The organism is Polaromonas sp. P4_F9, from assembly GCF_056401235.1.
In genome coordinates this window covers 14,690-33,594 of record NZ_JBFUJT010000021.1, presented here as the reverse complement: position 1 = coordinate 33,594, position 18,905 = coordinate 14,690, and the positions used below count along the sequence as shown (strand labels likewise).

Annotated in this window: 15 protein-coding genes, 1 pseudogene and 2 riboswitches; of the genes and pseudogenes, 6 read left to right on the top strand and 10 right to left on the bottom strand. The window is 60.7% G+C overall.

Translation table 11 applies throughout. The features are described 5' to 3' along the window. Positions 1-11: 11 nt before the first annotated feature. The 10 genes and pseudogenes from AC1DUB_RS18240 to AC1DUB_RS18195 form a co-directional block, all read right to left on the bottom strand. Complete coding sequence (locus tag AC1DUB_RS18240) at positions 12-413, bottom strand: FKBP-type peptidyl-prolyl cis-trans isomerase (RefSeq protein ID WP_477730764.1); 402 nt, start codon at positions 411-413, stop codon at positions 12-14. A gap of 159 nt (positions 414-572) precedes the next feature. After that, positions 573-1,327, bottom strand: a pseudogene (locus tag AC1DUB_RS18235) (sulfite exporter TauE/SafE family protein). Between the two features lie 65 nt (positions 1,328-1,392). Continuing rightward, entirely contained in the window at positions 1,393-4,380 is a 2,988-nt protein-coding gene (gcvP, locus tag AC1DUB_RS18230) for an aminomethyl-transferring glycine dehydrogenase (protein WP_477730706.1), read from the bottom strand. Between the two features lie 32 nt (positions 4,381-4,412). Continuing rightward, complete coding sequence (gcvH, locus tag AC1DUB_RS18225) at positions 4,413-4,781, bottom strand: glycine cleavage system protein GcvH (RefSeq protein WP_477718810.1); 369 nt, start codon at positions 4,779-4,781, stop codon at positions 4,413-4,415. A gap of 132 nt (positions 4,782-4,913) precedes the next feature. Next, positions 4,914-6,092 carry a glycine cleavage system aminomethyltransferase GcvT gene (gcvT, locus tag AC1DUB_RS18220; protein WP_477730705.1) on the bottom strand — a complete coding sequence of 393 codons (1,179 nt, stop codon included), beginning with the start codon at positions 6,090-6,092 and terminating at the stop codon, positions 4,914-4,916. Positions 6,093-6,136: 44 nt separating this feature from the next. After that, positions 6,137-6,238, bottom strand: a riboswitch (glycine riboswitch). A 21-nt stretch (positions 6,239-6,259) separates the two neighbouring features. After that, positions 6,260-6,373, bottom strand: a riboswitch (glycine riboswitch). Positions 6,374-6,425: 52 nt separating this feature from the next. Then, the gene (locus tag AC1DUB_RS18215) at positions 6,426-7,718 is read right to left on the bottom strand and encodes a TRAP transporter large permease (protein WP_477730704.1); all 1,293 of its coding nucleotides are present in this window, start codon (positions 7,716-7,718) and stop codon (positions 6,426-6,428) included. Next, the gene (locus tag AC1DUB_RS18210) at positions 7,715-8,227 is read right to left on the bottom strand and encodes a TRAP transporter small permease (RefSeq protein WP_477730703.1); all 513 of its coding nucleotides are present in this window, start codon (positions 8,225-8,227) and stop codon (positions 7,715-7,717) included. Before AC1DUB_RS18210 ends, AC1DUB_RS18215 begins: the two co-directional genes overlap by 4 nt. Positions 8,228-8,344: 117 nt before the next feature. Further along, positions 8,345-9,313, bottom strand: coding sequence for a TRAP transporter substrate-binding protein (locus AC1DUB_RS18205; RefSeq protein WP_477730702.1), 969 nt, complete (start codon positions 9,311-9,313; stop codon positions 8,345-8,347). 72 nt (positions 9,314-9,385) lie between these two features. Further along, positions 9,386-10,411 (bottom strand): D-erythronate dehydrogenase, encoded by a 1,026-nt coding sequence (gene denD, locus AC1DUB_RS18200; protein ID WP_477730701.1) that lies wholly within the window; start codon positions 10,409-10,411, stop codon positions 9,386-9,388. 197 nt (positions 10,412-10,608) lie between these two features. Continuing rightward, positions 10,609-11,610, bottom strand: coding sequence for an acyltransferase family protein (locus AC1DUB_RS18195; protein WP_477730700.1), 1,002 nt, complete (start codon positions 11,608-11,610; stop codon positions 10,609-10,611). Between the two features lie 424 nt (positions 11,611-12,034). On the opposite strand from AC1DUB_RS18195, the gene epsA reads away from it, so the two are divergent. The 6 genes from epsA (at position 12,035) to epsG (ending at position 18,900) form a co-directional block, all read left to right on the top strand. After that, complete coding sequence (gene epsA / locus AC1DUB_RS18190) at positions 12,035-12,790, top strand: XrtB/PEP-CTERM-associated transcriptional regulator EpsA (RefSeq protein WP_477730699.1); 756 nt, start codon at positions 12,035-12,037, stop codon at positions 12,788-12,790. Beyond that, positions 12,783-14,216, top strand: coding sequence for an undecaprenyl-phosphate glucose phosphotransferase (locus tag AC1DUB_RS18185; protein ID WP_477730698.1), 1,434 nt, complete (start codon positions 12,783-12,785; stop codon positions 14,214-14,216). The genes epsA and AC1DUB_RS18185 overlap by 8 nt, the downstream gene beginning before the upstream one ends. A gap of 42 nt (positions 14,217-14,258) precedes the next feature. Continuing rightward, complete coding sequence (gene epsL, locus AC1DUB_RS18180) at positions 14,259-15,617, top strand: XrtB/PEP-CTERM-associated polysaccharide biosynthesis outer membrane protein EpsL (RefSeq protein WP_477730697.1); 1,359 nt, start codon at positions 14,259-14,261, stop codon at positions 15,615-15,617. Between the two features lie 143 nt (positions 15,618-15,760). Then, entirely contained in the window at positions 15,761-16,606 is an 846-nt protein-coding gene (gene epsE / locus AC1DUB_RS18175) for a polysaccharide export protein EpsE (protein WP_477730763.1), read from the top strand. Between the two features lie 6 nt (positions 16,607-16,612). After that, on the top strand, positions 16,613-18,004 hold the full coding sequence (gene epsF / locus AC1DUB_RS18170) for a chain length determinant protein EpsF (protein ID WP_477730696.1): 1,392 nt from the start codon (positions 16,613-16,615) through the stop codon (positions 18,002-18,004). Next, positions 18,001-18,900, top strand: a complete 900-nt coding sequence (gene epsG, locus AC1DUB_RS18165; protein ID WP_477730695.1) for a chain length determinant protein tyrosine kinase EpsG — start codon at positions 18,001-18,003, stop codon at positions 18,898-18,900. Before epsF ends, epsG begins: the two co-directional genes overlap by 4 nt. Positions 18,901-18,905 lie beyond the last annotated feature (5 nt).

The following is an 18,905-nucleotide window of genomic DNA, read 5'->3' as shown; positions in this document are numbered from 1 at the left end:
GCGGGCGCTGCTTAGTTCTCGATAGCCAGCAGTTCGACGTCGAATGTCAGCGTGGCATTGGGCGGCACCACACCGCCGGCGCCGCGCTCGCCATACGCCGTGGCGGGCGGGCAGGTCAGCGTGGCCTTGCCGCCGACCTTGATCTTCTGCAGGCCTTCCGTCCAGCACGGCACGACGCGGCTGAGGGGAAAGGTTGCGGGTTTTCCCCGCTTGTAGGAGCTGTCGAATTCCTTGCCGTCGGCGAGCGTTCCGCGGTAGTGCACCTTGACCGTGTCCGAGGCCTTGGGCTGCGCCCCGGTGCCGTCCACGCTGTGCACAACTTTCACGCCCGTGGGCAGCGTTTCGGCGGGTGCTGCGGCCAGCACGCTGGTGGCCAGAGCGCAGGAGGCTAGCAGGGCTGGAACGGATTTCATGATGTTCATGGGGGTGGTCATAAATGGTGGCGGACGGTGACGGATGGTGGCGGGGGTAAGGTTGAAACAGGCAAAACGGAGAACGCTTGCGGAAGCAGTCGGCCGCATTATCTCCGGGTCGGTGCAATACCCTGTAACGGCGAAGTTACAGCCGCCGCATCAGCTGGCACGGCCGAGCAGCTGTGGCAGCGAGGAGCCCAGCAGGGCTGCACCCGAGGCGGTCAGCAGGCTCAAGATGATCTTGCGGAATGTTACTTCGCTGATGCCAATGTAGACCCGGGCGCCGATGAGTGAAGGCAGCAGCATCGCCGGTGCCACGATGGCCAGCATGGGGACGGTTTCGCGGGTCACGATGCCGGTGGCGATGTAGGTGGCCATGGTGACCATCAGCACGGCCAGATTGAAGTTTTGAATGATGGCGCGCTGGGCGTGCTTGTCATAGCCGCGCAGTGTGCACCAGAGCGTGGGAATGACACCCGAAAAACCACCCATCGCACTCATCATGCCGCCTACACCGCCCGCCAGCCCGTCGCCGAGACGCCCGCCCGCGGTGATGCGGGGCAGTTGCCCTGCCATCAGCATGGCAGGGCACCAGAGCATGAGCAGCATGCCCAGAAAGGCCTTGAACATGTGCACGTCCATCAAGGGCAGCACCAGCAGTCCGGCGGGAATGCCGATCAGTCCGCCGGCCACAAAGGGGGCGAGCCGCCGCAGATCAAAACCACGGCGCACCGTGGCGGCGGCCACCAGCTGCCCAGTCAGGGCGCCAAAGACCGCATGGCGGCGGCAAGCCGCGGATCAATCGTCCAGGCCCAGACAGACATGGCGACCAGGCCAAAGCCGAAGCCTGAAAGGCCCTGCACAAAGCCGGCAAGTGCGGCACCCATCACGACCAGGAGTGTCTGCGAATCCATGCAGGGCGAAGCGGCAGTGAAAGGCAGTAAACGGCAGTAAACCTTGAAAAATTCCCTGGTTTGTTTCAGGCGTAGTCGCTCACGGGCACGCAACTGCAAAACAGGTTGCGGTCACCGTAGACGTTGTCGACGCGGCCCACCGGCGGCCAGTATTTGGCGTGCTGGGTCTTGCTGAGTATGGCGGCCCCCACATCGCGTGTGTAGGCATGATTCCATTCGCCCTTGAGCAGGCTTACCGCCGTATGCGGCGCGGCCTTCAGCGGGTTGTCGTCCTGCGGCCACTCGCCTTTTTCGATGCGGCGGATTTCCTGCCGAATGGCGATCATCGCGTCGATGAAGCGGTCCAGTTCGTCCAGCGTTTCGCTTTCGGTGGGCTCCACCATCAGCGTGCCGGCGACCGGAAAGCTCAGCGTTGGCGCGTGAAAGCCGTAGTCGATCAGCCGCTTGGCCACGTCTTCGGCGGTGACGCCGCTGCTGTCCTTAAGCGGGCGCAGGTCCAGGATGCACTCGTGCGCGACGTGGCCGTTCTCGCTGGAATACAGCGTCGGGTAGTGGTCTTTCAGGCGCGAACTGATGTAGTTGGCGCTCAGGATGGCGATTTCGGTGGCACGCGTCAGCCCCTCGGGGCCCATCATGCGGCAGTACATCCAGCTGATGGGCAGCACGGCCGCATTGCCCAGGGGGGCCGCGGAAATGGCCCCCACGCTTTTCACTCCGTGTAATACGCTGCCCCCCGAGGGGGCTTCTTTTCCTTGGGGCGGCCCGGCGGAAAAGCTGGCGCCCTCTCCGAAGGCTCGGCCGCCTCCTGCATATCCGGCTGTGGCATGGCCGGGCAGGTAAGGCACCAGGTCGGCCACCACGCACACCGGGCCCACGCCCGGCCCGCCGCCGCCGTGCGGAATGCAGAAAGTCTTGTGCAGGTTGAGGTGGCTCACGTCGCCGCCAAACTCGCCCGGGGCGGCTACGCCGACCAGCGCATTCATGTTGGCGCCGTCGACGTACACGCGCCCGCCGTGTGAATGCACCAGCTGGCAAAGTTCCTTGACATGGGTTTCAAACACGCCATGTGTGCTGGGGTAGGTGATCATCACGCAGGCCAGGTTGGCGCTGTGTTTTTCGCACTTGGCCTGGAGGTCGGCCATGTCCACATTGCCCTGCGCGTCACAGGCGGTGACGACGACGGTCATGCCCACCATCTGCGCGCTGGCCGGGTTGGTGCCATGGGCCGATGACGGAATCAGGCAGATGTTGCGGTGGCCCTGTCCCTGTGCTTCATGGTAGGCCTTGATCACCAGCAGGCCGGCGTATTCGCCCTGTGAACCCGCATTGGGCTGCAGGCTGATGCCCGCATAACCGGTGGCCTGGCAGAGCCAGTCGCGCAACTCCTGGTCGAGTTCGGCATAGCCCTGCAGTTGCTCCTGGGGGGCAAAAGGGTGGATGTTGGCGAACTCGGGCCAGGTGATGGGAATCATCTCGCTGGTGGCGTTGAGCTTCATGGTGCAGCTGCCCAGCGGGATCATGCTGCGGTCCAGCGCCAGGTCCTTGTCGCTGAGCATGCGGATGTAGCGCAGCATGCCGGTTTCGGAGTGGTGGGTGTTGAACACCGGGTGGGTCAGGAAGGCGCTGGTGCGGCGCAGGTCGGCCGGGATCAGGGACTCGATGCCTTTTTCAAAGGCGCTGACCACGGGCACCGTCTGCCCGGGCTGGGCAAAGAAGGACCAGAGCAGTTCGATGTCCGTGCGGCTGGTGGTTTCGTCCAGCGACACGCCCAGGTGATTGTTCAGGCGACACCGCAGGTTGGCCCCTGATTGACGGGCGCGCTCAGCTATCAAATTGGTAGCGTCGCCGGTCTTGACGGTGACGGAGTCAAAGGCGCCGCCGTTGGTGATTTCATAGCCGAGTTCCTGCAGGCCGCGCACAAAGATGGCGGTGTAGGCGGCCACGCGCTCCGCGATGCGCTTGAGGCCCTGGGGGCCGTGGTAGACCGCATACATGCTGGCAACCACGGCAGGCAGCACCTGGGCGGTGCAGATGTTGGAGGTGGCTTTTTCGCGGCGGATGTGCTGCTCGCGCGTCTGCAGCGCCAGTCGGTAGGTGGGGTTGCCATGGACGTCGACACTCACGCCTACCAGGCGGCCGGGCAGCGAACGCTTGAACTCTTCGCGACAGGCGAGGTAGGCGGCGTGCGGCCCGCCATTGCCCATGGGCATACCGAAGCGCTGGGTGTTGCCCAGCACAATGTCGGCGTCCCATTCGCCGGGCGGCGCGAGCAGGGTCAGTGCGAGCAGGTCGGCGGCCACGCACAGTGCGGCGCCATCCACATGTGCCTGGCCGGCCAGCGGGCGCAGGTCGTGGATGCTGCCGGTGGTAGCCGGGTACTGGACCAGCACGCCGAAGTAATTGCCTTCGGCCATGAGTTGCGGCACGGTAGCCACTGCGGTGCTGACCTTGATTTCAATGCCCAGCGGTTTCGCGCGGGTCTGGATGACTTCAATCGTTTGCGGATGGCAGTCGCCCGCAACAATGAAGACATTGCTCTTGCTTTTCACACTGCGCCTGGCCAGCGTCATGGCCTCGGCGGCAGCTGTCGCTTCGTCAAGCATGGAGGCATTGGCAATGGGCATGCCCGTCAGGTCGCACACCATGGTCTGGAAGTTGATCAGCGCCTCCATGCGGCCTTGCGAAATCTCGGCCTGGTAGGGCGTGTAGGCCGTGTACCAGGCGGGGTTTTCCAGGATGTTGCGCAGGATCACGCCCGGTGTGTACGTGCCGTAGTAGCCCTGGCCGATGAAGTTTTTGAACACCTGGTTTTTCGCGGCAATCGCCTTGAGCTGCTTGAGGGCTGCCGCCTCACTCACCGGCGGTGGAATGGCCATCGCGCTGCGGCGTGCGATCGAGCGCGGAACAATCCCGTCTATCAGGTCGCGGCGCGAAGCTGAGCCCACCACACTGAGCATGTGCACTTCGTCGGCCTCATCAATGCCGATGTGGCGTGCGATGAATTCAGAGGGGTTTTCAAGCTCGCCCAGCGGCTTGGCGGATTGCATCAACATATCGGGAGTTCCGTGTCAGGCGGTTTCAAAAATCAGGCTGCGGAAAACTGGGTGTAGCTGGTTTCGTCCATCAGGGCGTCCAGCTGCGAGGCGTCGGACAGTTTGATTTTGAAGAACCAGCCGGCGCCCAGCGGGTCGCTGTTGGCCAGCGACGGATCGTTGCGCAGGGCTTCATTGACTTCAACGACCTCGCCGCTCACGGGCATGTAGACGTCCGCGGCGGCCTTGACCGATTCGACTACGCCGGCAGTTTCTTTCTGCGCCAGGGTGGCGCCGACGGCAGGCAGGTCGACAAACACCACATCGCCCAGCGCGTCCTGCGCATGAACCGTGATGCCCACGGTGGCGGTGTCGCCGTCAATCTTGAGCCATTCGTGGTCTTCGGTGTATTTGACAGTCATGAGGTTCTCCAGAAGTTCAAAAGTTCAGTGAAAAGGATTCAACAAAAAGATTCAGCAAAAAAGATTCAGCAAGTTGACGTGAAAATAGAACAAGAGGTGGCGGCGAAGGGCGACGGTCAAAGGCTTGGACATTCAGCCGCGGTAGTAGTGGTTGGGCACAAACGGCATGGCCGACACTTCCATCGGAACGGCCTTGCCGCGCACCAGGGCATTCACCCGCGTGCCGATGGCGGAAAACTCGGGGCTCACGTAACCCATGGCCACCGGCTGGTTGATGGTGGGGCCGAGCAGGCCGCTGGTCACGGTGCCAATGGTCGCACCTGCGGTGCTTTGCAGTTCGGTGTGGTCGCGCACAGGCACGCGTTCCAGCGCCACCAGGCCCACGCGCTTGCGGGCAAGCGTCGCCGGGTCGGCCAGCTGCGCCAGAATTTTTTCCGCACCGGGAAATCCTCCGGCGCGCGCGCCGCCGGTGCGCCGGACCTTCTGGATGGCCCAGTTGAGTGCCGCTTCCACCGGCGTGGTGCCGGTGTCAATGTCATTGCCGTAAAGGCACAGCCCCGCCTCCAGCCGCAGCGAGTTTCGCGCGCCCAGCCCAACAGGCTTGACTTCGGGCTGGGCCAGTAGTGCCCTGGTCAGCGTCTCCGCCTGCGATTCGTGCACCGAGATTTCGAAACCGTCTTCGCCGGTGTAGCCGCTGCGCGTGAGGAAGCAGTCGCAGCCCGCCACCGTGAAGCGGCCGCCGGTCATGAACACCAGTTTTTCAACGCCCGGCGCCAGGCGCTGCAAGGCGGTTACCGCCTGCGGCCCCTGCAGGGCCATCAGCGCCATCTCCGGCATGGGGATGACTTGGCACCGGCTGCCGATCTTTTGCTGGATGTGCGCGATATCACCGACCTTGCAGGCCCCGTTCACAATGAGGAACAGGTCGCCGCCTCCGGCGCTGTCGTGCATGTTGCGGTTGAAAAACATCAGGTCATCGATGATGCCGCCGTCGTCATTGAGCAGCAGGCCATAGCGCTGCTTGCCGGCGGGCAGGTCGACCACATCGACGGGCAGCAGGGTTTCCAGCGCAGCCGCCGAATCGGGGCCCACCAGGCGCAACTGGCCCATGTGGGACACATCAAAAAGGCCTGCCGCCTGGCGTGTGTGGTGGTGCTCGACCATCAGGCCCGCAGGGTACTGCACCGGCATGGAATAGCCCGCGAATGGCACCATGCGCGCGCCCAACTCTGCGTGCAAGGCATGCAGCGGTGTTTTGAGAAGATCCTCAGGGGTGGCAGAAGAAGAGGGGGCAGAAGAGGCGTTAGACAAGGCATTCTCCGGGGCAAACATGAATCCATGACCCATGGTCATGCGCTGCCCCTGCTGTCCACTTTACCTGAGAGATTCACCTGGCGATGCAGGCTTGCTCCTTCGGTGGGCCGCCTCAAAAGCGGCCTCTCTCCAGTAGGGAACGTTTTCCGGCGCCAGACGCCGGAAAACGGTTGCCAGTCCTTTTGCCTGAGCGTTCAGTGCACCATGGGAGTTAACTTCATGGTGTTCGTGCGCCTTCGGCGGTTTTCGCGGTGAAAACTCTCTCCTGACCTCTCAAGTGTAACGGATGCCGGATTCAGCGATTTGCACCCGACGGGGCGTTATCAGGTGCTATTTGAAGCCCAGCACATGGGGCAGCCAGGTGCTAAGCGCAGGCAGGAAAGTCAGCAGCACCAGCACCGCACCGTGCGCCCAAAGGAAGGGCATCAATTCCCGCACCAGCGGGCCCATGGGTACACGCGATACGTTTGATGTGACAAATAACAGGCCTCCCACCGGCGGCGTAATCATGCCCAGCGTGAGGTTGTAGATGACGATCATCGCAAAATGGATGGGATCTATGCCAAGCTTGACTGCAACGGGCGCAAGAATCGGCGCCAACACCATCACACCGGGCAGCGGCTCAATAAAAATGCCAAACAGCAGCAAAAAGATGTTCACGATGATCAGGAACATCCAGGGAGACAGATTCATCCCGATGATCCAGTCCGCCATCAGTTGCGGCAGGCCCTCGATGGTGAGAATCCATGCGAAAGAGGCGGACAGGCCAATGATGATCAGCACCGAAGCCGTGAGCAGGGCAGAGCGCGCCAGGATGTCGGGCAGGGCTTTCCATTCGAGTGTCCGGTAAACGAATTTGCCGCAGACCAGCGCGTAAAAAACAGCCACCACGGAGGCTTCGGTGGGGGTGAACCAGCCGGCCCGCATCCCGCCCAGAATCAGCACTGGCAGCAGCAGCGCAGGAATTGCCTTCCAGGTGGTGCGCCAGACCTCCGGCCACGGCGGCATGCCGCCGTCACCTTTGTAATTGCGTTTTTTGGAAACATGGAAATTGACAACGCACATCGCCACCGCAATCAGGATGCCGGGTAACAAACCTGCGACGAAGAGTGCGCCGACAGACACGTTATCGTCCTGCAGGGCATAGATGATCATGATGATCGACGGCGGAATGATGGGCCCGACAATGGCTGTCGCGGCTGTCAGGGCGGCAGCATAGGAGCGGTCATAGCCAGCCTTGTCCATCATGCGGATCAGCATGGAGCCTGGCCCCGCGGCATCGGCCAGGGCGGAGCCGGAAATGCCGGAGAAAAAGGTCAGCGACACCACGTTGGTGTAACCCAGGCCGCCTCGCTTGTGGCCGACAAATTGCCCGGCAAAGCGCAGCAGTACCTCTGTGAGCGAACCACCGCTCATCAACTCGGCGGCCAGAATAAAAAACGGCACAGCCATCAGGGGGAAGCTGTCTACGCCGGTAAAGGTTTCCTTGAGCAGTACAAACAGCGGGTAGTTCTCCGCGAGAATCAGCGTGGCTGCGGTGGCCAGGCCCAGTGCAAAGGCAACTGGTACGCCAATGGCGAGAAAAAAGCAGGCTGAAATGATCAGCAGCAGGCTGGCGTTCATAGGGATGCACTCGCAGTCGCATCAAAATGCGCGTCTACGGCAAACAGCCGGTCCTGCACATAAACCCGCACGATCAGCAACCAGTGCACGACCAGCAGCACGCCGCCAACCGGCATGGCCGCGTAAATATAGGCAAACGGAATCTGCGTGGCCGCCGTCAGCTGAAACATGGTGCGGCCCATGTACAGCCAGCCGTACCAGATCATGAAACCGAAGAAGGCGAACAGCAGCGCAGCCACGACAGCCCGCGTGATGATGGCCAATGGCCGGGGCAGCGCATCCTGGAGATTTTCTACAGCGATGTGGCCGCCGTACCGAAGTACCGGTCCGGCACCGAGAAACGTCAGCCAGATCATCATGTGCCGGGAGACTTCTTCGGCCCATTCAATCGACTGGTTGGTCAGGTAGCGCAATGCCACGTTGACAAAAATGATGACGGCCATGGCCGCCAGCAGCAAAATCAGCGCCCAGCGGTTGGCGCTGAGGAAATAGCGTTCGAAGGTCTTCACTGTTGTTCTCGATTGTTCAGCCTGATTCTGCTGGCGGTGATCGCCAGGTGCGACGGGCTGGAGCCTTCCAAAAAAATGCCGCCCGGATAAAGCCGGGCGGCGCCAGGGTTTCGACGCTTAGCGTACGTCCTGGATCTTTTTGATATTGTCGGCGCCAAACTCCTTGGCATAGCTCGCGTAGGCCGGCTTCAGTGCTTCCCGGAAGGCGTTGCCGTCGACTGTCTTGGTGACTTTCATGCCTTCTTTTTCAAGCTGGGCAATACCGTTGTTCTCGTCGTCATTGACCTTTTTGCGCTGGGCGGCACCCGCCTTTTTAGCTGCTTCGACAAATACCTTCTTGTCTGCGTCGGACAGCTTGTTCCAGGTTTTTGGGGACAGCAACAGCAAGGCCGGGGAATACACATGACCGGTCAGCGACAGGTGTTTTTGCACCTGCGAAAACTTGGAAGACAGGATCACGGGGRTGGGATTCTCCTGGCCGTCCACGGTACCTTGCTGCAGCGCGCCGAACAGCTCAGGGAAGGCCATGGGCGTGGGCAAAATGCCGAAAGTCCGGTAGCCATCCATATGCACCTTGTTCTCCATGGTGCGCATCTTCAGGCCGGCGGCATCGGCGGGTTTGACAATGTCGCGTTTGCTGTTGGTCATGTGGCGAAAACCGTTTTCCGTCCAGCCCAGCGCAATGATGCCCTTGCTCGGGAACTTGCTCAGGATGTCCTGGCCGATGGGGCCATCCATGACCTTGCGTGCATGGTCGTAATCGCGAAACAGGAAGGGAATGTCAACAATCTTGACTTCGGGCACAAAGTTGCCCACAGGGCCGGTAGAGGTGTTCACAAGATCCTGCGTGCCAAGTTGCACCGCTTCGATTTGCTCGCGCTCTCCGCCCAGTGCAGAACTGGGGAACTGCTGGCATTTGTAGCGACCCTGTGTGTTCTTTTCGACTTCATCGCAGAACGTGGTGGAACCCACTCCGTAATGGGATTCCTTGGTGGTCGCGTAGCCGATTTTCAGGATGGTCTGTGCCTGCGCGGCAATACACCCCGTGGCCAGGGTGATACCGATAAGCAGTTTTGAAAGTTTCATGTCGTCTCCGAGGGGGTGGGGGTGTCGTTCTGACGGGCCTCCGGCCGGTCAAAAGTTATCATACAACTTGAATTATGGCCGCTCAGCCAGAGCCACCCCATTGGGGTTTTCGAGTACATAGTCACGAATGATGGTTTCAAAGTCGGGGTCAGGCAGCAAGCCGAGTCCGCGGGCGCGCACGGCATCGATGTGGGCGGGCCAGCTGGTGACGATTTTTGCAACCGCAGGGTCCGGCGTCCAGTCGATCAGTGCCGCAACCTGCTTGCCTGCCACGCGTTCCAGCGCCGCGGCCATCTCGCCGGCCGTTGTCTTGAGCGCCGGCAGGTTGATGGCGGTGCGGGCGCCCCATTCGGCATCGCTGGCTTGCGCGGCCCGTATCAGCCCGTCAATCGTGCGGCCTGGCGAAGACAGGGCCACGGCTGTTTCCGGCGGCACCGGGCAGGCTGCCCGTACGCCTGCCAAGGGTTCGCGGATCATGCCGCTCAGAAAGCTGGATGCTGCGCCATTGGGCCTGCCGGGCCGTACGCTGACGGTCATCAGGCGCACATTGCGGCCCCGGATGAAGCCTTTGCGGGCGTAGTCGGCCACCAGCTGCTCGCCGATGAATTTCTGGATGCCATAGCTGTTTTGCGGTGTGGGCAGCGTCCTGTCGTCAATCACCGCGGGCAAGGGTTGTTCCGGCGAATTGCCAAAGACGGCGAGTGAGCTGGCAAATACAAAGGTGGGAGAGGTTTTCAGCGCGCGGCAGGTTTGGAGCAACGCCCGCGTAGCGTCCAGGTTGCTGCGCATGCCGAGGTCGAAATCAGCCTCGCATTCGCCACTGACGGCTGCGGCGAGATGAAAAATGATGGCGTCTTCCGGCCGTACGACGGGAGCTGTGGCCGGGTTTTCTTCCAGGAGCTGGTTCAGGTCGCCCACCACTGCACGAATTCGCCGGTCTGCCGCCAAATCGGCGGGCGGCGCCGCGCGGTCCACCAGTGTGATGGTCTGAATGGTTTGCGGTGCGGCGCCGGCCAGCGCAAGCTGGCCACGCTTGAGAAGCTCGCGGGCGAGTCGGGCGCCCAGAAATCCGGCGCCGCCTGTGATGACGATGTTCATGGAGGTTGTCTCTGTTGATGTCTGCGATGTATCTGTGGTGTGCCAGTGCCCGCCAGCCGGATGCACGAAGCCTGCCCTGCGAAGCACCACATGGTGACCACATGGTGCATTGCAGTTTAGCGTGCGGGGGTGTGCAACAACCGGCTGGTGCGTGGCGGGCGGCGCGGCGGCAGTTCAGTGCGCCGCGGCGGCAGGTGTCAGGTGGCTGTCGCTTTTATTTTTGCATTGCTTCCCAGCAACCACAGGTTGAGGCCCTGGTACCGGCCGATGACCAGCGCGGAGACGATGGGACCGCCGACACCGAAGGCCGCGCCCAGCATCAATAGCACGTAGGTGTCCGTGATCCCGAGCTTGTGAAAGAAGATACGGCTTGCGGCGGTAAAAAAAACATGCAGAAGATAAATTGCAAATGAGAAGGAGCCGATATAGGCAAGATTCTGTGAACGCCAGCCACTCCTCAGCAGCAGGAAGACGCCGGAAATGCCGAGCGCGAGGGCGGGCAGGGAGCCTCCCTGTTCGGAAATCTGGGGAAATGACATGGCAACCACTGCGGCGCCGATGAAGACCACGGCTGCTAGAAGGCGTGCGGTGGATGTCCCGATCTCAAATCTTTTGCAGGCCAGCCCACCCAGGAAAAATGGCAAGAGGTAGACCGCGCCGCGAGCCGCAAAGTAGTTGGGCGGATGAAAGTAGATAAACATCATCGCGCTAACGATCCAGACTGCTGCGAAGCCGGCCCCGGTAGCAAGGGCGCCCAGGTGCTCCAGCAAAAGAACAATCAAAAAGACAATGAAAAGCGCTTCCAGGAACCAGAAATGCCCAACGGGTTCGATATGCAGCAGCCACCAGTGGTCAACAGACGCATTGGCACCTGGCGTGATGGCCTGGACAACCGCAAAAAGGGTTCCTACGGTGACCAGGGGCAGCAGAAGCCGCCGAACTTTTCCTTTGATAAAACCCAGCGGATTGCCCTGGTAGGGACGAAAGCCGTAGACGTAGCCCGAGATGAAGGAAAAGAGCGGCATCCGGACATAGGCCAGCGTTTCATTGACCACTTGCAGCCAATGTCCCTCCGGAATTCTCAGCCCGACCGATGGTGTGTCGCCCACGACATGAAAAAGCACGAGCAGCACGCATGCGATGCCTCGCAAGGTATCCACCTCAATGCTGCGTTTCATTTTTTTGCTGCTGTTGCTCATTGGCCCTTGCACCCCGCTGAAAAATCAAAGGGCCTAGCGTAATCCGAAGAGGCATCGATAAGGCCTGATATTTGCAAAATGCTACAGACAAACTGTTGCAAGTCGTAGGAAGACCACCCTTGCCGGCAGGTGAGTCGGTGAGGTCAAGCGCATGACCGGCCGCGCTCGGGGAAATAGTGAAGACGCTGCAGGGCATTATCCGACGTGACCCGCGGTAATGGCCTACAGGCCACCGTTTTTCTCTCCTACATGGACTGTCTGCCATCCTTCTATTGTTCAGGCAGGAGCATCCCCCATCATGAGTTCAGTTTTTATTGCGGCCACTTCAATGTTGGTCAACGAACGAAAAAAATGAACCGGGAAGTGGTGAAAAATGAAGTTTCCTATATCGCCCACAGGCGAAAATTCTGCGGCCGAGGGATATTTGAAGTTGATCAGTCAGGCCGTAGCGACCGGATGGCGGCATATTGACTTGTTGAACTGGTTGCAGGGCGACGTCCAGCGTTACCTGCCTCATGACATCCTGCTCGCCGGATGGGGGGATTTTCGGGAGGGTTCGATACACCACGATGTCCTGTCCAGCCGGCCTGGCGTGCGCTCTTATGCGGCGGGCACGGAGGTGCTTCCGTTCCTGTTGGGGAAGTTCCACGACAGTTGGGTCGCGGCGCAGAGAAAACCCTGTCGTCTGGATTTCGGTGAATTTTCGTACCTGCTGGGCAATGCCAGCCTGCCTGGTTCCTTTTCCAGCGTGCTCCGCACGATGCGCGCTGTGTTGATACATGGGATCTGCGATGAAAGAGGCCGCCAAGAGTGCCTCTATGTGCTGTTAAGGGCAGGCGAAATTCCCGCCGAGCCCGCCACGACGGCCATGGGCGTGCTGATGCCCCATATCGACACCGCATTGCGGCAGGTCACGCACTTGCCGCAACAGCACCAACAGCTTCGTCAGGCATCGCCGCCTGCGCGGAGTGCCCCGGAGGACTCCTGTGGCTTGAGTGAACGTGAAACCCAGATCATGGCCTGGGTGGCCATGGGCAAGACCAATTCGGAGATCGGAACCATTCTGAATATCAGTGGATTCACAGTCAAAAACCACATGCAGCGCATTTTTCAAAAACTGAATGTATTCAATCGCACACAGGCAGTTTCCAAGGTAACGAGGGTGGCACTCGATGGCTGAATTCAACCCGGTCGATTCGGCATCGACTTCAGCCTGGCTGGGCCGTCGTGAGCCCCGATCCATGGGGTTGGGCAGAAGCTATATTTTTATCGCCATCGAAGCCGCGCTGGAGCCTCTGGTCCTGGTATTTTCGCTGTGGGCGTTGGCGTTTTACCTTGAAGACCAGGTAAGTCCGGCCTACCTGATCCTGTCGGTCATCGTGTTCTCTCTGTCTTTTCCGGGCACTTCCCAGCTTCGCCTGCCGGCGGGCAAAGCCGTGCTCAATATCGCCACTCACTGGCTCTGGATCGCCGGGCTGTTGTTGCTGGCAGGTGTTGCCACGGAATACCTTTACAGCTTGTCCCTGCCCGTGGTGGGCAACTGGTTATGGATTGCGCCGGTGGCCCAGATCGCTGCACACCTCGGGCTTAGAGCTGTCGCTCCCCAACTGCTGAAGTTGCAGGGCCCGCCCCGAAGCGCGGTCATTGTGGGTATGAACGAGCAGGGCGTGTCCCTTGCCCGGCATATCGCCGGGTCGGCCTACTCGGGTATCGAGCTGCTGGGGTTTTTTGATGACCGCAGCGAAGAGCGCAGGGTCGCACAGGACGAGCAGGGGCTGATCGGCAAAATCGATGACTTGCCGGCGTATGTCAAACAGCACCGGGTCCAGTTTATTTACCTGTCATTGCCGATGGCTTCGCGGCCGCGCATTTTGCATGTCCTTGACGGCTTGAAGGACACCACCGCCTCCATCTATTTTGTGCCCGACATGTTTGTGACGGACCTGATTCAGGGCCGAAGCGATTCGGTATGCGGTGTCACGGTGATATCCGTTTGCGACACGCCGTTTCGTGGTGTCAATGGCGCATTGAAGCGAGCCAGCGACATTGTGTTGTCATTGCTCATACTGCTCCTGGTGTCTCCCCTCATGCTGGTGATTGCACTGGCGGTGAAACTGGACTCACCGGGGCCGGTGATCTTCAAGCAACGGCGCTACGGACTGGATGGCGAGCAGATCCTGGTCTATAAATTCCGATCCATGGCCGTGACCGAAGACGGCAACACGATTCAGCAAGCGCAAAAAAATGACATGCGGGTCACCCGGCTGGGCGCCTTCCTGCGCAGAACCTCGCTCGATGAGCTGCCGCAATTCATCAACGTCCTGCAGGGGCGCATGAGTATTGTCGGGCCCCGTCCCCATGCGGTTGCGCACAACGAAATGTACCGGACCCAGATCAAGGGCTACATGGTTCGCCACAAGGTCCGGCCCGGAATTACCGGTTGGGCCCAGGTCAATGGGCAGCGCGGCGAAACGGACACCCTGGACAAGATGGAGGCCCGCATTGACTGCGATCTTGATTATTTGAGAAATTGGTCGTTGCAGCTCGACCTGTTCATTATCTTGAAGACTGTGCGGCTTGTTTTCAAAGACAGTTCCGCATACTGAAACGGATGGGGATGCAATGCGTCAAAGCGTCAAAGCGTCAATGTGCCCAGTAGTGCAAAAGAGCTATTTCACAACCTACACATTCCTATGAAACTAATATCCTTACTCCTCAATCAACGCGTTGCAATTCAACCCCGGAGGGGCACCCTGACTGATTCGTTTCCTCAAATCCGGCGCAGCCTTGGCCGCCCGTCTTCCTCACGAGACTTCGCACTGATCCCGCTGGGCTCGCTTGCCTTGATGGGTCTGCTTCCGCTGGGGGCGTACGCGGACGAGCTGGACACCCTGCAGTTCCAGGCCGGGCAAAGTGTCCAGCACGACAGCAACGTGTTTCGCTTGTCCGACTCGGCGGACACCCAGGCGCTGCTGGGCACGTCAGGTCGTTCAGACACCATCGCCGTGACAACGGTGGGTTTCAAGGTGAACAAGCCCTACGGCTTGCAGCGTTTTGAGCTGGAGGCCAATGCCGAGAAGCATAACTACAGGAATTTCTCGAATCTGGATTTCACCGCGTTTAACTATGGTGCGGCATGGCGCTGGAGCTTCACCCCGGCCCTTCATGGCAATCTGACGACGGACCGGCGGGAGTATGTCGATAACACCGCGGACGTGCAAACCACAGGTCAACTCAATCGCCGGACGAACCGATCGACAGTATTCGATGCGGAATACGAACTCGACGGTGCCTGGCGTGTTCTCGGGGGCGTTTTTGAACGCACCAGTACCAGCAGCCAGCCTTTTACTTTTGAAGCCGACTACAAGATACGCGGTGCGGAGGCCGGTGTGCGGCATGTCTGGCCGTCGGGTACGTCGCTGGCCTATCGTTTCAAAAATGGCGAAGGCGAATATCCAGGCCGCACATTGTCGGCGGTGTCTGCCAGCGACTTTACCGATCGCGAACATGAATTGCGGCTTGACTGGGCGCCCACAGGGAAAACCACGGTGAAGGCCCGGCTTTCGCATTTTGACCGTGCCCACGATGGACTCTCCGCGCGGGATTTTTCCGGCGTCATTGGCCAGGTCGACGCAACCTGGGATGTGACCGGCAAGACCAGTATCACGGGTGGCCTGGCACGTGAAATGGGCAGTTACCAGACGACGACGTCGAGCTATTACCAGGGCTACCGCTTCTTCATTGCGCCGACCTGGAAACCGACGGAAAAAACCGCCATACGACTGCGTTATGACCATGGCTTGCGGGATTACCGGGGACCATTGCCAGGCTTTATGGCCACCGACCGCGAGGACACCACCAGGCTGGCTTCCCTGATCCTCGAATGGCAGCCAGTTCGTGCGCTCAAGTTGATGGCAACGGCCCAGCGCGATAAACGCACGTCCAACGCACCGGGGTTTGATTACACGAGCAATGTGTTCGGCGTTTCGGCGCTCGCAAGCTTTTAGTGGGCCAAGGCCCTTACGTGGCTTTCTCGCCGCACGTTGACCCATTCTTCCAACATTCAATTCACGAAAAAGGTGCCAAGATGAAACCCCTCTTGATCAGGTATTTCGCCACAGCAGTACTTTCTCTTTCCGCCATGGCTGCCCTGGCGCAGACGGCACAGACGGCAACGACTGCACAGACGGCTCCAGCCGTCCGGGCTGCGGTCGCGCCTTCCGTGCCGTCGGGGCCATCGGGTCCGTCAGTACCGGCGGCGCCGGACAACCAGGATTACCGGTTGGGGCCGGGCGATGCGATCGGTGTGCAGGTTTACCAGAGCCCGGACCTGACGGTTGACGCCCGTGTTTCCGAAAGCGGGGTGATCAGCTACCCATTGATTGGCAGCGTGCAGCTGGGTGGTTTGACCATCGGCGAGGCCGAGAAAAAAATTGCCGATGCGCTGCGTACCGGGGGCTTTGTCAAGGTGCCGCAGGTGAATATCGTTTTGCGGCAGGTGCGTGGCAACCAGGTGGCGGTTTTGGGGCAGGTGAGCCGGCCTGGCCGATTCCCGCTCGAAACATTCAACACCCGTGTCAGCGACATGCTCGCGGCAGCCGGCGGCGCGACGCCGACGGGGGATGATGTGCTGATCATCACCGGCCAGCGTGACGGCAAGCCTTTCCGCAAGGTCATCGACATTCCGGCGCTGTTCTTGAACGAGAAATCGGAAGAGGACATCCTGGTGGCCGCCGGCGACACGCTTTATGTGAACAAGGCGCCGATGTTCTACATCTACGGCGAAGCGCAGCGACCCGGCCCCTACCGTATTGAGCGCGGCATGACGGTGATGCAGGCGCTGGCCCAGGGGGGCGGGCCCACCGTGCGCGGCAGCCAGAACCGCCTGCGCCTGCACCGCCGTGATGCATCCGGAAAGGTGGTGGAAACCGTTCCCCAGCTCACGGACAAGATTCGGGCGGAAGACGTGATTTATGTTCGTGAAAGCCTCTTTTAAGCTGCCATGACACTCCATCAATTCCTGTTGATCCTGCGGGCCCGTTACCGGGTGGCCTTGACGATCATTGTGGTTGCCGTGCTGTCGGCACTGGCGGTCAGCCTGGTCCTGCCCAAGAAATACGTGGCCCAGACCGCGGTTCTGGTTGATATCCGGTCACCCGACCCGGTCGCCGGCGCTGCCGTGCCGGGCCTCGTTGCCCCCAGCTATATGGCAACGCAGGTCGACATCATCGGCGGCGACCGCGTGGCGCAGCGCGTTATCAAAATGCTCAAACTGGACGAAAACCCGGGTACGCGGGAACGGTGGCTGGAGGCGACTGAAGGACGGGGCACGATGGAGGCCTGGATCGTTGATTCGCTGCAAAAACGGCTGGATGTGCACCCTGCACGGGAAAGCAATGTGATCAACATCACGTACAAGGGCGGCGAGCCGGACTCCGCGGCCCAGATAGCCAATGCCTTTGCCCAGGCCTATCTGGATATCAATCTGGCGCTGAAGACAGAACCTGCCCGCATCTATGCGGAATGGTTTGACGAGCAGACCAAGGCCTCGCGGGCCAAGCTTGAAGTGGCCCAGGCCCGTTTGTCCGATTTCCAGCAAAAAGCCGGCATCGTCTCCAGTGACGAGAGGGTTGACTACGAAACGACCAAGCTGAGCGAACTCTCGTCGCAACTGACCGTCGTGCAGGGGCAAACCACGGACAGCCAGAGCAAGCGCAATTCCCGCGGCGACACCGTTGCCGAAGTCATGCAGAGCCCCCTGATCAACGGCTTGAAGGCCGACATCGCGCGGCTGGAAGCCAAGGTGCAGGAGACCAGCGTGAATCTCGGGGCAAATCATCCGCTGCGCCAGCGTGCCGAATCTGAACTGGCCTCCCTCAAGAGCCGGCTTGCCAGCGAATCGGGGCGCATTTCAGCCTCGATCGACACGGCCTATCGTGTGGGCAAGGACCGCGAAGGCGAATTGCAGGCTGCCGTCGGCGCGCAAAGGTCGCGGGTGCTCATGCTGAACAAGCAGCGTGACGAACTCAATGTGTACCGTCGCGACGTCGAGGCCGCCCAGCGCGCCTATGAAGCGGTCAGCCAGAGCGCCTCGCAGACGCGTTTGCAGAGCCTGACCAACCAGACCAATGTGGTCCGCCTCAATACGGCCACAGCGCCCGCCAATCCCTCCAGCCCGAAATTGCTGTTCAATCTGCTGATTGCGGCTTTTGGCGGAACATTGCTCGGTGTGGCCTGCGCCTTGTTGCTGGAACTGGCCAACCGCCGTGTGCGGTCCACGGAAGACCTGGTGCAGATGCTGGACCTGCCCGTGTTGGCCAGCATCAGCTCCAGTGGCGGCCGCCGGCTCTCCGGTTCGGGTCGCCTGGCCCTTGGTAACGGAAGCACAGCATGAAGAGAAATGAATCCCCACTTATCCGGTCAGTTCCCCTGACCTTGCCGAGCAAGCCCGCGGTCGGCGCGGGTCGCTCCATCGGTGCGATATTGGTCGACGCGGGCCGGCTGTCACTGGCCGATACCGAGCGCATCCTGCGGGCCCAGCGGGAAGGTGGTGCGCGCTTTGGCGATGCAGGCATGGCGCTGGGTCTGTTGACCGACGATGACGTGCGTTATGCCCTGTCCGTGCAGTTCGACTACCCTTATATTGCCCGCGAAAGCAATTTGAGTCGTGAACTTGTTGCGGCTCACCAGCCCGCCAGTCGTTCCGTGGAGCAGCTGCGCGCCTTGCGCAGCCAGCTGATGCTGCGCTGGTTCGATACCGGTGCGGACCGCAAGGGGCTGGCCATTGTCAGCGCGGGACCCGGGGAAGGGCGCAGCTACCTTGCCGCCAACTTGTCCATCGTATTTTCCCAGCTTGGCGAGCGCACCTTGTTGATAGACGCGGATATGCGGTCGCCACGCCAGCACACCCTCTTCAATCTCGGCAAGCGTGCCGGCCTGTCGGACATGCTCGCGGGCCGGGCAGGGCCGGAAGCCGTGGTCGGGATTGCGGCGCTGCAGGACCTGTCGGTGCTGCCGGCCGGCACCATTCCACCCAACCCACAGGAGCTGCTGGGCCGGCAGGAATTCTCCAAGTTGTTGCAGTCACTCGGCGAGGAGTTTGATGTGATCATCATTGACACGCCGCCGGCCAGCAGGTGTGCTGATGCCCACACTGTGGCGGTTCGCGCAGGGGCCGCCTTGATCGTGGCACGGCAAAACAAGAGCTCCGTGCCGCAAATGGCCCAGCTCACCCAGGGTCTGCGCGAATATGGGGTGACCCTGGTCGGGTCGGTGCTTAACGATGCTTGATGAGG

What these genes read in the sequence shown, in the direction of transcription:
- AC1DUB_RS18240 (WP_477730764.1), bottom strand. Translation starts at nt 413, where the DNA reads ATGAAATCCGTTCCAGCCCTGCTAGCCTCCTGCGCTCTGGCCACCAGC.
- gcvP (WP_477730706.1), bottom strand. Translation starts at nt 4,380, where the DNA reads ATGTTGATGCAATCCGCCAAGCCGCTGGGCGAGCTTGAAAACCCCTCT.
- gcvH (WP_477718810.1), bottom strand. Translation starts at nt 4,781, where the DNA reads ATGACTGTCAAATACACCGAAGACCACGAATGGCTCAAGATTGACGGC.
- AC1DUB_RS18215 (WP_477730704.1), bottom strand. Translation starts at nt 7,718, where the DNA reads ATGAACGCCAGCCTGCTGCTGATCATTTCAGCCTGCTTTTTTCTCGCC.
- denD (WP_477730701.1), bottom strand. Translation starts at nt 10,411, where the DNA reads ATGAACATCGTCATCACAGGCGGCGCCGGATTTCTGGGCGCCCGACTC.
- AC1DUB_RS18195 (WP_477730700.1), bottom strand. Translation starts at nt 11,610, where the DNA reads ATGAGCAACAGCAGCAAAAAAATGAAACGCAGCATTGAGGTGGATACC.
- AC1DUB_RS18185 (WP_477730698.1), top strand. Translation starts at nt 12,783, where the DNA reads ATGGCTGAATTCAACCCGGTCGATTCGGCATCGACTTCAGCCTGGCTG.
- epsF (WP_477730696.1), top strand. Translation starts at nt 16,613, where the DNA reads ATGACACTCCATCAATTCCTGTTGATCCTGCGGGCCCGTTACCGGGTG.
- epsG (WP_477730695.1), top strand. Translation starts at nt 18,001, where the DNA reads ATGAAGAGAAATGAATCCCCACTTATCCGGTCAGTTCCCCTGACCTTG.